This window comes from Mesorhizobium sp. M7A.F.Ca.ET.027.02.1.1 (assembly GCF_004022985.1).
In the GTDB taxonomy this organism is placed as follows: domain Bacteria; phylum Pseudomonadota; class Alphaproteobacteria; order Rhizobiales; family Rhizobiaceae; genus Mesorhizobium.
In genome coordinates, this window is sequence record NZ_RZOL01000160.1 from 1 (window position 1) to 13,317 (window position 13,317).

A 13,317-nucleotide genomic window follows, 5' to 3' on the forward strand; every position below is an offset into this window, starting at 1 on the left:
GGTGCGGGGAACGTTTTGGGGGTGGTTCCGGGGCGGCTGTATAGCGATTTCGCGAACGTGACGACGCTGAGCCCGAGCACAATTACCAGTGTCGGCGGCAGTCAGGCACATCTCAACATGCAGCCGTTCCTGACGCTGAGCTTCTGCATTGCCCTGCAGGGCATTTTCCCTTCGCCGAATTAAGGAGGCGCGATCATGGCACAGCCTTATGTTGGTGAGATACGCATGTTTGCCGGCAATTTTGCCCCGGCCGGCTGGATGTTCTGTGAGGGACAGCTTCAGCCGATCTCGGAGAACGAGACACTGTTCCAGCTGATTGGCACGACCTATGGTGGCGATGGCCAGAGCACCTTCGCGCTGCCCGACCTGCAAGGCCGTGTTCCGCTCCATCAGGGCAGCGGCTTTATCCTTGCGGAGACGGGAGGCGTGGAGGAAGTCAATCTGACAATTTCCCAGATTCCTTCACACAGCCATCCGATGGTCGCGTCCCTGAACATTGGTCAAGATACAAGTCCCAGCGGGAAGGTCGTTGCACAGATTGGCGGTGGCGCCTTGCCCTACATCCAGGACACGACCGATACCGACATGGCCCAGCAGGCTGTAACAGCCGTTGGCGGCAGCCAGCCGCACAACAATTTCCAGCCGTATCTTTGCATCAGCTTTATCATTTCACTTTTCGGCATCTTTCCGTCGCCGACCTGAGAGGGACATCATGGCTGACCCGTTCGTCGCCGAAATCCGAATCTTCCCCTTTTATTTCGCGCCCAGGGGCTGGGCGTGGTGCGACGGGCAGTTGCTGCCGCTGTCGCAGAACACGGCATTGTTCTCGTTGCTGGGCACGACCTATGGCGGCAATGGCAAAAGCAATTTTGCCTTGCCCGACCTTCAGGGCCGCTTGCCGATGCACCCGGGGCAAGGACCAGGGCTTTCGCTGCACGATCTCGGCGAGACCGGCGGTACGGAAACGGTAAGCCTGCTCGAATCGGAAATTCCTAACCACACCCACGCGATGCGCGACCATGACATCGACCTGGGCGAACTCAATGCGCCGTCATCGACGCGAAGCCTGGCCAAATCCACCAACGCAACAATCTATACCCCGGCGGCCAACCTGACGCAGATGAGCCCTCAAGCGCTCCCCCCTGCCGGCGGCGACCAGCCGCACAACAACATGCAGCCCTATCTCACCTGCTATTTCTGCATCGCGCTGCAGGGCGTCTTCCCGCCAAGAAGCTGAATTCCGAACCGAAAGGGCAGGACCGTACGATGGCCAAGAACGCAGAACCGAAGTCGAAGGTCCCCGCAGCGAGGACGCCGGCGCCGAAAGCGGCTTCCAGGGCCCGCCCGGCGCCGTCCAGCCCTCCACCCATTTTCCAGCACAAGCCGGCCGGCACGTCGTTTTTCGAACTGTCGCGGCTGATGGTGGTGGGGATCGATTCCGCCAAGGGGCAGTTGATCCAGAAGGCGCAGGTTTCGCCGAACGGGCCATGGCCCTCGGCCTGGTCGTTCATCGCGCCCGGCGCCTGGGTGATCATGACGGCGGGCCTCACCAAGGACGGCCGTGTCGCCGTGGTCGCGCAGCCATCGGGAACCACCAATCTGTCCTTCATCACCGAAGACGCCAACCAGATCGGCCCGGTCGAGAAATGGACCGCGCCGGTGAGCATCGGCACGCCGCCCGGCGCCACCTCCTATCAGAAGCTTTCGATGGCGCGCGATGCCGATGGCCGCATCGAGGTTTTCGTCACCGACAATCAGGGCCGCATCTGGTGGATCTACCAGAATCCGGACCAGATCGTGCAGGTGCAGAAAACCATCACGCCGCCCGGCACGACGACACCGATCGTCGTCACCGTCGACGTGCTGACGCCGCCGGCCAAACCGTGGAGCGACTGGATCCAGATCCCCGGCGGCCTGGTGACGGTTTCGGCGATACGCCAGGGTGACGGCCGCATCGCGCTGTTCGGCATCAATTCGAACCTGCATCTCTATCGCTGCCAGCAGGCGAAGGCGCAGGCCTTGAAGGCCGCCGACTGGACGGGTTGGGTGCAGATCGACACGACCCAGACAGGTGGCTTCATCGAGATGGCGCCGGTCATCGGCCCGCTGGGCGCCACCAATTTGTTCGCCCTGACCCAGAACGGCCAGGTGCTGCACACGCGCCAGATGCCCGCCGGATCGGATACGTGGACGCAGTGGGCGACACCCGGCTACTCCAGGGCGCCCAACCAGGCGCTTGCCGCCGGCATCCAGGGCGATGGCGATATCGTGCTGGTCGCGGCCGACCAGCAGCACTTCCTCCAATTCAACGCGCAATGGGATGCCTATACCCAGAACTGGTCGGGATGGCGCGATTTCGGCGCATCCCTTCGCTCGACGCGCCTGACGCTCAACTACAATGCCGACGGCCGGCTCGCTTTGTTCAGCCTGGCGCTCATGCCGGACGGCACCAACGGGCTGTGGACGATCAACCAGATGGGCGTCGACAGTTCCGAATGGGAGTATAACTGGACGTCGCTGACCGACAATAATCTCAAGCAGATCGTCGTCGTGCGCGACCTGACGCCGCCGGTCTGACGGTTGATTTCCGGCAGCGTGGCGGAAGGCAAGCAGGCCCGTCCGGTCTGGCCCCGGTCTGACACGGCCGGGCTCCGCTTTCGTGCGGCAGTGGAGGCGGACTTGCCGTTCCTGTCGCGACTCTATGCCTCGACCCGCTTCGAAGAACTCGCGGTGACGTCGTGGAGCGAGGCGCAGAAGGCCGAATTCCTCGGCATGCAGTTCCAGGCCCAGCACGCGCATTACCGAAAACACTATCCCGAGGCCGATTGGCTGGTGGTGGAACGCGATAGCGACGACATCGGCCGCCTCTATATCGAGCGCTGGCCAACCCAGCACCGCATCATCGACATCGCCTTCCTGCCGCATCATCGCCGCAAGGGTTACGGCACCGCGCTGCTCTGCGACCTCATCGACGAGGCATGGTTAGCCGGCAAATCAGCGTCGATCCATGTCGAGAAGCACAATCCGGCGAGACGGCTTTATGTCGCGCTCGGCTTCGCGGTCGTCGAGGACAAGGGCGTTTATGACCTGATGGCCTGTGCGCCGCCGGGGGGCGACGATCTATGATCGTCGGAACCGATTTGTTGGCAGATGCGATCATTGTCTATGGTCATCGTTTGCGCTGCCCCTCACCTGCCTGCCGGCATCCTCTCCCGTACAGTGACGGGGAGAGGGACGCTTTCATCGCGGATTTCGCCAATCTCCAGCGTTGCAAGAAAGGCGCCGGCGTCGCAGCCAGCCACTCTCGCCCCGTTTACGGGGAGAGATGTCCGGCAGGACAGTGAGGGCGGCGCCGGCGGCAAGGATTGTCGCATCAGGCCCTGTCACGATGCGATAGGCCTGCATGCAGCCCAAAACTGGGTCCTAATTGAACACCGCCTCGTACAGCCGCCCCGTCGCATCGGCGGCGACCGGCACGATGAAGATCTCGTGGCTGCCGCTTTCCCCCGTGAAAAGATAGGTCGCCTGCGGCAGTGCGATGTCGCGCGGGCCTTTGAACAGCAGCGAGAAACCGCCGCCCGGGCGCGGGCTGGCGGCGATGGGCTTGACCGCGGTCAGTTCGAGCGGGATTTGCTGGCCCCCGGCTTCGATGGTGAAGGTTTGTCCCTGCTCGAAATCCGATACCGACGCCATCCCGTTTGCCTCAATCTGTCCGCTGGAGCGGTTCAGCGTTCGGATCGCTGATCCGGCTTTTGTTTGTTCGCAATTGCCAGGGGAAAACCGCTCCACACTTTTCCTGGAATTGCTCCAGTGGAGGCACTGTCGCCGCTTCGCCGCAAGCTGTCCAGAGGCGGGCAGGCTGGCGGTCGTGTTCCCCAAGACAATCGACCGCCGCAATCCCAAAATACAGCACCGCCTGTCCTTTTATGCGCGCGAGAGACGCTGTAGTACTTTGTTCCTGCGCGGGATTCCTTTCGACCCAAGATCAGCGCAAACAAGCATAGATCCCGGCTTCGGGACCATTGGCAGCCTGATGGGCGTGCGGGAGACGGATGATGGCTGATGCGAAGATGGAAGTGACGGGCGACGCGATGCCGCTGTTCTATTCGAGGCCCGAGGCGCTCAACCCGGCGCGGCACGGCTCGCTGGGCCTGACTGCACGCAGCGATTTCGGCTTCGCCCGCTCGGCGCACGCCATTCCGGTGGTGGCGTCGGAAATGCCGGCGGCGATGCGCTCCTACCCGATCGTCTTTATCGGCCCGGCCAAGGCGCCGGTGATCATCACCGGCGTGCGCCAGAACGAGAACCTGTTCGTCGATGCCGAAGGCAAATGGACCGCGCCGCACTACATCCCCGCCTATGTCCGCCGCTATCCCTTCATCCTGGCCGAAGACCCGACATCGGCCGGCCGGCTGACGCTGTGCGTCGAACGGACCAGCGACCGCATCGTCGACCAGTTGCTGGCGCCGTCCCGCGATGACAAGATCCTGCCGTTCTTCACCGGCAACGAGCCGACCGAAGCGACCAAACAGGCGCTCGCCTTCTGCAACCAGTTCCAGATCGACTTCCGAGCGACTCGCGAGATGGTCGAAAAGATCGATGCGCATGGCCTGTTTTCGCCACGCCAGAGCAAGGTGACACTGGAAGGCGGCGAGGTGCTCAACCTCACCGATTTCCAGGTGATCGACGAGCCGGCCTTCAACAAATTGAGCGACGAGGCGTTTCTCGACCTGCGCAAATCCGGCGCGCTCGGCCTGCTCTATTGCCACCTCGCCTCGACCAACAGCTGGACCTCGCTGGTGCATCAGGCGTCGCTGCGGAAGGCGGGGCGGCCAGCAAGCTGATTTCACCCTGGCTCGCACTAGATTGATCGTGACAACAGCGCAAGTGATCAACTTGAGGAAACAGTGATAGTTCCGTCTTCAGGGCCGCTTACGATGGTCTCCTCGAAGTAATTGTTTGTGATCCGAACATAGTATTCTCCGGTCAGAGCGCCGGATTCCGCTTTAAGCTTAAAGTTAATTGTTGTTGTGTCTTCGATGTTAGTGTCGTTGTCGTTGATCAATAAACATGAGGCTATGTCTGAAGTGTCAGCATAAATAAATTCGATTGCCAAGTGCTCTGTGTCGTTAAACCAACCCCGATCCGGGGAGACCGTCACGCTCACAGTAATCGGCTCTCCGGCTCTTACAGCATTCCCTTCAGGTGTATCGACGCGCACTATATCTACTCTTGCCATGATCCATCTCCCTTTGGCATTCTCAAATGACAATCGGGAACGCTAGTCGAGATCGCCGCGCCCGTTGCGGTTCATGGCGCCACCGGACCGCCCCATCGCACCGCCAGACCTGCCCATGGCGCCGCCCGATCGCCCCATCGCACCACCAGATCTTCCCATTGCTCCACCCGACCGGCCAAACGAATGCGGGTCCAGCTCTGCACCCAACAGAACATCTTCGAGCGTTCCCGTGTCGAGCTCCAGCCGCATTGTCAGGTCACTCTTGTCGTACACCCAGACCTGCATTCCGCGGGCAAATGAGCCTATCTGCGATGACAGTCCGGTATAGGCAGGGTCGCTTGGACCGCGGCTCATGACCTTCAGATCGGTGTCCGCCGGAGCTGGATAATCAACCGCGGTGCCAGGCCCATGAACAAGAAGTATGGTTGGTCTGGCCAGCTCGTAGAACTGCGCCTCGAAGGTGAACGCATAGATCCTTGCCAGCAGGCTGCCGGAGGCGTCGATCTGGTTCTGCAGGAATCTGTTATTGCCAGGTCTTGGAGGCCGTCCCCCATCGATCCTCTTCTTCAGCTTCAAATCTTCAAGAACTCTACCGAACAAGTGTATGGCCGAGGTATTTAAAATGGTTTCAGTTATCATGGATCACCCCATCCTCTGCAATGTCGATCAAAGCTCGGCGCCACTTCTGGACATCCAATATTTCTCGAAATAGCTCATATCCGGGAGACGCACCTGATCCCGTGGACGAGCGGTTCGACCCTCATGAACATGGCTCTTTCGGTCTGGCTTCGTCAGGCGAGGCCCGGCACGGTAGCGAAAAATCCCTCTTCGGTCGAAATCCCGGAAGATGATGCTTGATAGTTCTCCTCCGGTCACACGGTCGTCGACCGCGAGCATCGTTCTCGCCACGTCACGATAGTCCAGGAAATCCGGGGCGAGAGCCCACAGTGTCTCGGCGAGATAGGCACCCACGATATCGCGCGCGTCGAGCAGCGCTTCGACGAAACCGTCTGGATTGCGCGTGAAATCGCGGTCAAAGACTTGCTGGAGCGGCGCCTCGGCGGTTGGATAGATTTCGGCGAGGTCGGCAAGATCTTCGGCCTCCGGCGAAATCAGTCCTCGATCCACCAAGCTCTCGTGAAAGACATCGACCAGAATGTCGAAGACGGCACCCGTTAGAGGTTGCGACAAGGCATGCTCGTCGGTCCAGCCGTCCGCGAAATCGGCCATCGTCAGCTTGTTGTTGGCCTCGCGTATCTGGCGGTGCGGTGAAAATTCCGAAAAGCGAGAGAGTTGATTGGCTATGTAGAGGTTCCCACGCGTCACCGTCAGAACGTTTTCGATCACGGATGGAAAATGCATGGCCGCGATCAACGAAACGCAGTCGGAAAAGGCCTCCTGAAAGCCCAGATATTCGGGGAACTCAGCTCCCGGCTTGGGTATGCCGAGGACGCTGTAGACGAACGCATGGCCAACCTCATGCGCGATAATATCGAAGTCGAGGCTGAAGGGGAGCGCGCTTCCGTCTTTCGTGAATTGGCTGCCGAGCTCGAGGAAGCCATAGCCGTATTGAGCGTTGTCCCAATCCGGCAGGATCGAGATTTCCAGACGGTCGTGGTGATCGTGGAAATGCCAGACGAGCGGTTGGCCGATGTAACGCTCCCAAACGTCGAGCGTGAAGCGCACGCATCCGAACGCGTGCGCTGCTTCGAAGCCGGGCGTCGAGGGCTGATAGTGATCGAAGTTGCCTTCCTCGTCGGGAATGGCCGGATCGAGGATCGCTCGCGTCCAGGGCGGCAGGGAGATGAAGGGCGTGCCCAACGGACCGTGGTTGACGCCATAGGGCCGCGTCTTGTCGGCCGGCTCGACGACATACATACGATCGTCGGATGGGCCAGGTCCGACACTGCCTCGCGGGGACGAAACCGTAATGATCTCGGGACTTGACGTAGGGTCTTCGAACGGAGGCTGAACGAACAACCTGAACCGGGTACCCATTCCCCACCTCTCGGTTATATTAGTTGCGTAACATAATATCCGCGGGATGGCGAGGGCGTTGGTTTGTCGGGTAAATCTTCCTGAAGGCTGATTCTCGATTATCGGCGACAATTTGACTCAAGAACAATGCGTATCGCTACTGCAGCAGCTGGAGCAACTTCTGGTAGCGAGGATGACTACGAACAGAGGCGAAATCGGAATCGTTCTTGAACCAGAGTCTCATCTCGGCGCCAGCCTGCGGCAGCCACGCTTCCAAAAGGTCGATCGAACGTTCGAACTCCCCCAGCAACGCATAGGTACAAGCTGCGTTGTATTGGACGTTGATATCGTTAGGGTCGATCGCCAGAGACCGGTCAAGCCACTTGGCCGCCCTATCGCGTTCACCAAGGAAGGCCAGCACGATAGCCCCTAGGCAGGCACAATTGGCGTTCTCGGGATGCAAACGGAGTTCCTCTTCAGCTCTCTCCAATGCGATTCGTGCATAAAGCTCCGCGTCGTTCTGTTGGCCGAGAGTACGAAAGACGTTCACCAGCATCACCGGTGCGCCGTAGTCGGACGGTTTGATTTCCATCGCGCGCATGAAGTACGTGGCGGCGAACTCGAACTGGCCGCCGGTTACGCAAAACTCGGCATAGTAACGATTGGCCTCGTGGCAATTGGCGTCGAGCGTAAGAGCCTGTTCGAACGCCGCCGCGGCCTCGGAACGGCGATCGGCGAGGGACAGGGCAAAGCCCCTGGCTGAATGCGCTTCGGCCAAATTCGCGTCCAGGGCCAGGGCCTTGTCCGCGGTCGCGAGAATGTCGTCCACATGGATCGGTGAGCCGTAGTTCGACTGAAGGCGTACGTCGCAGACCGCCAGACCTGCATAGGCACGGGCATAGCCCGGATCGAGCTCAATGGCCCTGATATAGCTTTGTCTGGCCATCAGGTGGTTGGCTCTGGTCGCGATGTGGCTGTAATCGCGCCCTCGAAGGTAATGCGTATAGGCTTCCACATTGTCCGTCGGCGCCTGCTCGATAGCTTTCCTCTCCTCAGGCAGGAGCTTGACCCTGAGCTGCGCCACGACCGCTTTGGCGATTTCGTCCTGCACGGCGAAGATGTCGGTGAGGTCGCGGTCGTAGCGGGCAGCCCAAACGTGTCCGTCCGTGGCGCCCTCGATCAACTCGGCATTGATCCTGACCCGGTTTCCCGCCTTGCGGACGCTGCCCTCGACAATGTAGCCGACGCCAAGCTCCCTGGCGATGCGTTCCATCTTGTCGGTCCTGCCCTTGAACGCGAAGACTGTATTGCGGCTGAGCACGAACAGGCCGGAGACGTTCGAGAGGTCGGTTATGATGTCTTCAGTGATGCCATCGCTGAAATACTGCTGGTCGGGATCAGCGCTAAGATTGGCGAATGGCAGGATCGCCACCGACGGCTTGTCGGACCGCGCCAGCGTCTGGACGGTTCTGGCCGCAACATGCGTCTCGACATAAGACACGCCCTGGTCCCAGTTGGCGAAGTAGACATGCACCTGCTGGGCAATGTTCTTGACGGTCCTGGTGCCCTGATCGGCGAAGTCGACGCCCAGCTTGTTGCCGACCGCATGGCGCACCGCTTCCGAGCAGGCAATGCCGCCGGGCATCGCGAGGCCCTGCAGCCGCACCGCAAGATTGACACCGTCGCCCTGGAAATCATCACCGTCGACGATGATGTCGCCAAGGTTGATGCCCATGCGAAACTTGAAATGCCGGTCCTCGGGGATGCCGGCATTCCGCTCGGGCATGCCGCGCTGGATCTCGACCGCGCAGCGCGCCGCATTAATTACGCTGCCGAACTCGACAAGAAAGCCGTCACCCATCACTTTGAAGATGCGCCCACCGTGCTTGGTGACGGTCGGATCGAAGAACTCCCGTCGATGCTGCCGAAGGAGATTGAGCGTGTGCTCTTCGTCGACCTCCATAAGGCGGCTATAGCCGACCACATCCGCAGCCAGGATCGCCGCCAGCCGACGCTCAACATGCTCCTCGGACATGTCGTCTCCTGAAATCGCAGACAATTGTTCCGCCTGAGTTAGTTCTAGCTGATTTACCTGCTCGGCGCCAACGCCGCTGGAGGTCGCTCGCGCCCGATTCGCGGTCTCGGCCGTCATGGTCGCGAAATGGAAGCGAAAGCCGTTGGCCGATTATCCATGGAATATCGATCGCCCTAGACGCAAATTCCGGAGCCGCCTCGCTCTACCCGCGGACAACCTGTTGAGGCTCAACACCCAGATCGGATGGGCAGCCCTACGTTCCCGGCTTCGGCTGGAAACGTCGTCCCCCCCGCTCCCCGGCGCCAGATAGCAAAAAGGCCCGGTTACCCGGGCCCTTTATGCTTTTCAAATCAAAAGAAGATTTGGAGCGGGTGAAGCGATTCGAACGCTCGACCCCAACCTTGGCAAGGTTGTGCTCTACCCCTGAGCTACACCCGCTCGCGCGGCGTCTTGGCCGCAAGCCGGGCCTATATGGCTGAAGAGCGCGGCGATTGCAACAGGGAAATCGCAGGCTTTTTGCGACACGATGCGCGGGGCCGGCAAGCCGCCGGCGGGCGCGTGAGTGGCGGGCGGCGGGGCGCCAGCGCGAAGGGCGGTGCAGCTCACCATGATGTCGCATGACGGTCTTGTGTCGGCTGCCCCATTGGCCGTAAACGGCTGGCTTGAGAAACGGGACGAAACCGATGCCGAAGACCGAAGCCGATTTGATGGCCTTTCTTGCCGAACTCGGCATTGCCACGTCGACGAAGCGCCACCCGCCGCTCTATACCGTCGCCGATTCGCAGGCACTGCGCGGCGAGATCGCCGGCGGGCACACGAAAAACCTGTTCCTGAAGGACAAGAAGGACAATTTCTTCCTGGTCACCGTCGGCGAGGACGCGGTCGTCGACCTGAAGCAGATCCACCAGGTGATCGGCGCCGCCAGCCGGGTTTCCTTCGGCAAGCCGGAGATGCTGATGGAGCTGCTCGGCGTCGCACCGGGCGCCGTCACGGTCTTTGGCGTCATCAACGACACGGCAAACAGGGTCAAGCTCGTGCTCGACAAGGATTTGATGGAGCATGCGGTGATCAATGGGCATCCGCTGACCAATGAGGCGACGACATCGATCGCGGCGCGCGACCTGATCAGATTCGTCGAGGCAACCGGGCACGATGCTGCTATCTTGAAAGTCTCCATGTGATCGCCACATGGATGGCTTGAGTCAGATGGTCTGAAGCATAGGGCGCCTGGCCGCCGGCCGGCGGCGCCACGGAAGGGTAGAGAGATGAGCGACAACAATCCGTTCGGCGGCTCCTTTGGCGGCAATGGCGGCCAGTACACCACCTCGGTACAGTATGGTGGAGCCGCGCCGGCGCCGGCGAAAGGGCTTGGCGATGCGCCCGCCGCTCCCGCCGATGTGATCAAGGACACGACGACGGCTGCCTTTGCCGCCGATGTCATCCAGGAATCGCGCCGCCAGCCGGTGCTGGTCGATTTCTGGGCGCCCTGGTGCGGGCCTTGCAAGCAGTTGACGCCGCAGTTGGAGAAGGCGGTCAAGGCCGCCGGCGGCAGGGTCAAGCTGGTGAAGATGAACATCGACGACCATCCCTCGATCGCCGGCCAGCTCGGCATCCAGTCTATCCCGGCGGTCATCGCCTTCAAGGACGGCCAGCCGGTCGATGGCTTCATGGGCGCCATCCCGGAGAGCCAGATCAACGAATTCATCACCAAGGTCGGCGGCAAGGGCAACGGCGCGCCGCCAGTGGCCGAAGCCCTGGCCGCGGCCATTGAGGCGCGCGCCGCCGGCGACATGCAGACCGCGGCCGACATTTATGACGCTATCCTGGCGCAGGCGCCGGAGACGATCGAGGCGATCGCCGGACTGGGCGAACTGTTGTTCGACGCCGGCGACACGGAAGGCGCCGAGGCGCTTTTGGCAACAGCCCCGGAGGCCAAGAAGGATGCGCCGCCGCTGGCAGCCCTGCGCGCCAGGATGGCGGTTGCGGCGCAGGCGGCGGCTCTCGGCAATCCAGCCGAGTTCGAGCGCCGGCTGGCGGAAAATCCTGGGGATCACCAGGCGCGCTTCGATCTGGCCATGATCCAGAACGCCAACGGCGACCGTACGGCCGCGGCCGACAATCTGCTGGCCATCATCAAGGCCGACCGGGCCTGGAACGAGGACGGCGCCAGGACGCAATTGCTGCAGCTGTTCGAGGCCTGGGGCATGACCGACGAGGCGACGCTGGCGGCGCGCCGCAAATTGTCGGCATTGCTGTTTTCCTGAGCCGGCTGCCGGTTGTTTTGCCGCACAGGCTTGGCGTCGGCGACGACTGCGCCAGATTAGCTGGTATGACGCGCTTCTGGTGAAGCGATCGGAGGAATATGGTGCAAGCGGGAAACGCGCATTACCGGCTCGCCAAGGATTTGCCGTCGACGATCCCGATCTTTCCGCTCGAGGGTGCGCTTTTGCTGCCGGGAGGTCGCATGCCGCTCAACATCTTCGAGCCGCGCTATCTGCAGATGGTGGACGAGGCGATCGCCGGCCCGCGGCTCATCGGCGTCATCCAGCCCAGTCTCGACGGCGCCTTGCGCGGCGATGGCGAGCCGGAGCTCTGCAATGTCGGTTGCGCCGGGCGCATCATCGCCTTCTCCGAAAGCGGCGACGGCCGCTACCTGATTTCGCTGCAGGGCGTGTGCCGGTTCCGCATCGCCCACGAATTGACGGTCAAGACGCCGTTTCGCCAGTGCAAGCCCGCGCCTTTCCTTGCCGATCTCGACGATGATCAGGCGGACAACGAGATCGACCGGCCATCGCTGCTCAAGGCGTTTCGCGCCTATCTGCAGGCCAACGATCTGGAGGCCGACTGGGAAAGCGTCAGCCGCGCCGAAAATGCCATGCTGGTCAATGCGCTGTCGATGATGGCGCCCTACGGGCCGGCCGAGAAACAGGCGCTGCTCGAAGCAGCCGACCTGAAGACCCGGGCGGAGACGCTGATCGCCATCACCGAAATGGCACTGGCGCGCGAGAATGAGGATTTTGGCTCGAGTTTGCAGTAAGAGGGCGCGATGGCGGACGGACGTGACGGGAAGAAGGTCGACCCCAAGCTGCTGGAACTCTTGGCCTGCCCGCTGACCAAGGGGCCGCTGGCCTGGGATCCAGAGCGCGGCGAACTGATTTCCAGGGTCGCCAAGATTGCCTATCCGGTGCGCGACGGCATCCCGATCATGCTGCCCTCCGAGGCGCGGACGCTTTCGGTGGAGGACGTGCTCGCCCCGCCGCCGCCACGCTTGGGTGGGCCGGGCTGAGGGGCACGTTTCTTATACCCGCCAATTTGCCGAAGGCTGGCGGGACAGAGGGGGGCGCGAAGGATCGCCGACGTCCGCTTTCGTTCCGCCCTTGGCATGGCCTTCCCTACTGAAAATTGCGCCCCTTAGGCATGACCCTTTCCGCTTCTTCCGACAGCGTTGCGAGATCCTGCCGGATCGGTGCGCTTTGTTTGGCGGGGCTGGAGCGATACGAACCGTCCTTGGCGAGGTCTCTCGGAGGAACCGCTGGTTCGGCCCCGCTGACCTTCTCCAGAAGCACGGTCAGCCAGGGCGTCAGATCCTCGATCCTCTCGGCGACGATGTGGACCACGCCCGATTCCGACTGCAATTTTCCGGTGACCTTGACGAACCGGGCGCCCATGACGATCGGCCGGTAACGGTCGAAGGTTCTTTGCCAGAAGATGACATTGGCCACCGCCTTGTCGTCCTCCAGTGTCAGGAAGATCGCATTGCCCTTGCCGGGGCGCTGCCGCACCAGCACGAGGCCGGCGACGGAGACGCGCCTGCCGTCACGCACGGAAGGAAGATTCGCATTGGGGATGACGCCGGCGCGGTCGAGCCGCTCGCGCAGGAAGGCGACCGGATGTGCCTTCAGCGACAGGCCGAGCGCGCGGTAATCATGGATGACATGCTCGCCTAGCGGCATTTTCGGCAGCTTCGTCTCGGGCTCCAGCTCGCGCAGGCGAAGCGCCGGCTGGTCGAACAGCGGCAGCCTTTCGGCGGCGCTTCGCCTGCGCGAGCTGGAGCCCGAGACGAAGC

At 61.7% G+C, this 13,317-nt stretch carries 15 protein-coding genes, 1 tRNA gene and 1 pseudogene; 10 read left to right on the plus strand and 7 right to left on the minus strand.

From position 1 onward, the window contains the following. The 5 genes and pseudogenes from EN749_RS38235 to EN749_RS18350 form a co-directional block, all read left to right on the plus strand. A pseudogene (locus EN749_RS38235) lies at positions 1-183 on the plus strand (phage tail protein); the annotation flags it as partial. 12 nt (positions 184-195) lie between these two features. Continuing rightward, a complete protein-coding gene (locus tag EN749_RS18335) occupies positions 196-702 on the plus strand; it encodes a tail fiber protein (RefSeq protein ID WP_128363650.1) in 507 nt (168 codons plus the stop codon). Positions 703-712: 10 nt separating this feature from the next. Next, positions 713-1,237 (plus strand): tail fiber protein, encoded by a 525-nt coding sequence (locus tag EN749_RS18340; RefSeq protein ID WP_128289125.1) that lies wholly within the window; start codon positions 713-715, stop codon positions 1,235-1,237. A 29-nt stretch (positions 1,238-1,266) separates the two neighbouring features. Further along, positions 1,267-2,577 (plus strand): hypothetical protein, encoded by a 1,311-nt coding sequence (locus EN749_RS18345; protein WP_128363651.1) that lies wholly within the window; start codon positions 1,267-1,269, stop codon positions 2,575-2,577. 18 nt (positions 2,578-2,595) lie between these two features. Continuing rightward, positions 2,596-3,126 carry a GNAT family N-acetyltransferase gene (locus EN749_RS18350; RefSeq protein WP_256754981.1) on the plus strand — a complete coding sequence of 177 codons (531 nt, stop codon included), beginning with the start codon at positions 2,596-2,598 and terminating at the stop codon, positions 3,124-3,126. Between the two features lie 297 nt (positions 3,127-3,423). Here the strand turns inward: EN749_RS18350 and EN749_RS18360 are convergent, their stop codons facing one another. Continuing rightward, complete coding sequence (locus tag EN749_RS18360; RefSeq protein WP_245491445.1) at positions 3,424-3,789, minus strand: hypothetical protein; 366 nt, start codon at positions 3,787-3,789, stop codon at positions 3,424-3,426. A 266-nt stretch (positions 3,790-4,055) separates the two neighbouring features. Here EN749_RS18360 and EN749_RS18365 point away from each other — a divergent pair, with 266 nt between their 5' ends. Next, positions 4,056-4,844 (plus strand): SapC family protein, encoded by a 789-nt coding sequence (locus tag EN749_RS18365; protein WP_128363652.1) that lies wholly within the window; start codon positions 4,056-4,058, stop codon positions 4,842-4,844. Between the two features lie 47 nt (positions 4,845-4,891). Here the strand turns inward: EN749_RS18365 and EN749_RS18370 are convergent, their stop codons facing one another. The 5 genes from EN749_RS18370 to EN749_RS18390 all read right to left on the minus strand — a co-directional run bounded on the left by EN749_RS18370 (position 4,892) and on the right by EN749_RS18390 (position 9,689). After that, positions 4,892-5,239, minus strand: coding sequence for a hypothetical protein (locus tag EN749_RS18370; protein ID WP_128363653.1), 348 nt, complete (start codon positions 5,237-5,239; stop codon positions 4,892-4,894). A gap of 42 nt (positions 5,240-5,281) precedes the next feature. Then, on the minus strand, positions 5,282-5,878 hold the full coding sequence (locus EN749_RS18375; RefSeq protein WP_127267587.1) for a hypothetical protein: 597 nt from the start codon (positions 5,876-5,878) through the stop codon (positions 5,282-5,284). Between the two features lie 27 nt (positions 5,879-5,905). Beyond that, the gene (locus tag EN749_RS18380) at positions 5,906-7,237 is read right to left on the minus strand and encodes a hypothetical protein (protein WP_128363654.1); all 1,332 of its coding nucleotides are present in this window, start codon (positions 7,235-7,237) and stop codon (positions 5,906-5,908) included. Positions 7,238-7,373: 136 nt separating this feature from the next. Further along, positions 7,374-9,251 (minus strand): adenylate/guanylate cyclase domain-containing protein, encoded by a 1,878-nt coding sequence (locus EN749_RS18385; RefSeq protein ID WP_128363657.1) that lies wholly within the window; start codon positions 9,249-9,251, stop codon positions 7,374-7,376. A gap of 363 nt (positions 9,252-9,614) precedes the next feature. Continuing rightward, positions 9,615-9,689, minus strand: a tRNA-Gly gene (locus tag EN749_RS18390). 245 nt (positions 9,690-9,934) lie between these two features. Here EN749_RS18390 and EN749_RS18395 point away from each other — a divergent pair. The 4 genes from EN749_RS18395 to EN749_RS18410 all read left to right on the plus strand — a co-directional run bounded on the left by EN749_RS18395 (position 9,935) and on the right by EN749_RS18410 (position 12,537). After that, complete coding sequence (locus tag EN749_RS18395; RefSeq protein ID WP_128289108.1) at positions 9,935-10,432, plus strand: prolyl-tRNA synthetase associated domain-containing protein; 498 nt, start codon at positions 9,935-9,937, stop codon at positions 10,430-10,432. 84 nt (positions 10,433-10,516) lie between these two features. Beyond that, positions 10,517-11,515, plus strand: a complete 999-nt coding sequence (gene trxA, locus EN749_RS18400) for a thioredoxin (protein WP_128363655.1) — start codon at positions 10,517-10,519, stop codon at positions 11,513-11,515. Positions 11,516-11,616: 101 nt separating this feature from the next. Then, entirely contained in the window at positions 11,617-12,288 is a 672-nt protein-coding gene (locus EN749_RS18405; RefSeq protein ID WP_128363658.1) for an LON peptidase substrate-binding domain-containing protein, read from the plus strand. 9 nt (positions 12,289-12,297) lie between these two features. Next, complete coding sequence (locus EN749_RS18410) at positions 12,298-12,537, plus strand: Trm112 family protein (protein ID WP_013528775.1); 240 nt, start codon at positions 12,298-12,300, stop codon at positions 12,535-12,537. A gap of 106 nt (positions 12,538-12,643) precedes the next feature. On the opposite strand, the gene EN749_RS18415 is transcribed toward EN749_RS18410, so the two are convergent. Further along, positions 12,644-13,317: OB-fold nucleic acid binding domain-containing protein (locus EN749_RS18415; RefSeq protein WP_245491448.1), on the minus strand; the 674-nt coding region annotated here is incomplete at its 5' end.

Bases quoted from the DNA above. Each gene is read 5' to 3' on its own strand.
- EN749_RS18370 (WP_128363653.1), bottom strand. From the start codon at position 5,239: ATGGCAAGAGTAGATATAGTGCGCGTCGATACACCTGAAGGGAATGCT.
- EN749_RS18380 (WP_128363654.1), bottom strand. From the start codon at position 7,237: ATGGGTACCCGGTTCAGGTTGTTCGTTCAGCCTCCGTTCGAAGACCCT.
- EN749_RS18410 (WP_013528775.1), top strand. From the start codon at position 12,298: ATGGCGGACGGACGTGACGGGAAGAAGGTCGACCCCAAGCTGCTGGAA.
- EN749_RS18375 (WP_127267587.1), bottom strand. From the start codon at position 5,878: ATGATAACTGAAACCATTTTAAATACCTCGGCCATACACTTGTTCGGT.
- EN749_RS18335 (WP_128363650.1), top strand. From the start codon at position 196: ATGGCACAGCCTTATGTTGGTGAGATACGCATGTTTGCCGGCAATTTT.
- EN749_RS18345 (WP_128363651.1), top strand. From the start codon at position 1,267: ATGGCCAAGAACGCAGAACCGAAGTCGAAGGTCCCCGCAGCGAGGACG.
- EN749_RS18395 (WP_128289108.1), top strand. From the start codon at position 9,935: ATGCCGAAGACCGAAGCCGATTTGATGGCCTTTCTTGCCGAACTCGGC.
- EN749_RS18385 (WP_128363657.1), bottom strand. From the start codon at position 9,251: ATGTCCGAGGAGCATGTTGAGCGTCGGCTGGCGGCGATCCTGGCTGCG.
- EN749_RS18365 (WP_128363652.1), top strand. From the start codon at position 4,056: ATGGCTGATGCGAAGATGGAAGTGACGGGCGACGCGATGCCGCTGTTC.
- trxA (WP_128363655.1), top strand. From the start codon at position 10,517: ATGAGCGACAACAATCCGTTCGGCGGCTCCTTTGGCGGCAATGGCGGC.
- EN749_RS18340 (WP_128289125.1), top strand. From the start codon at position 713: ATGGCTGACCCGTTCGTCGCCGAAATCCGAATCTTCCCCTTTTATTTC.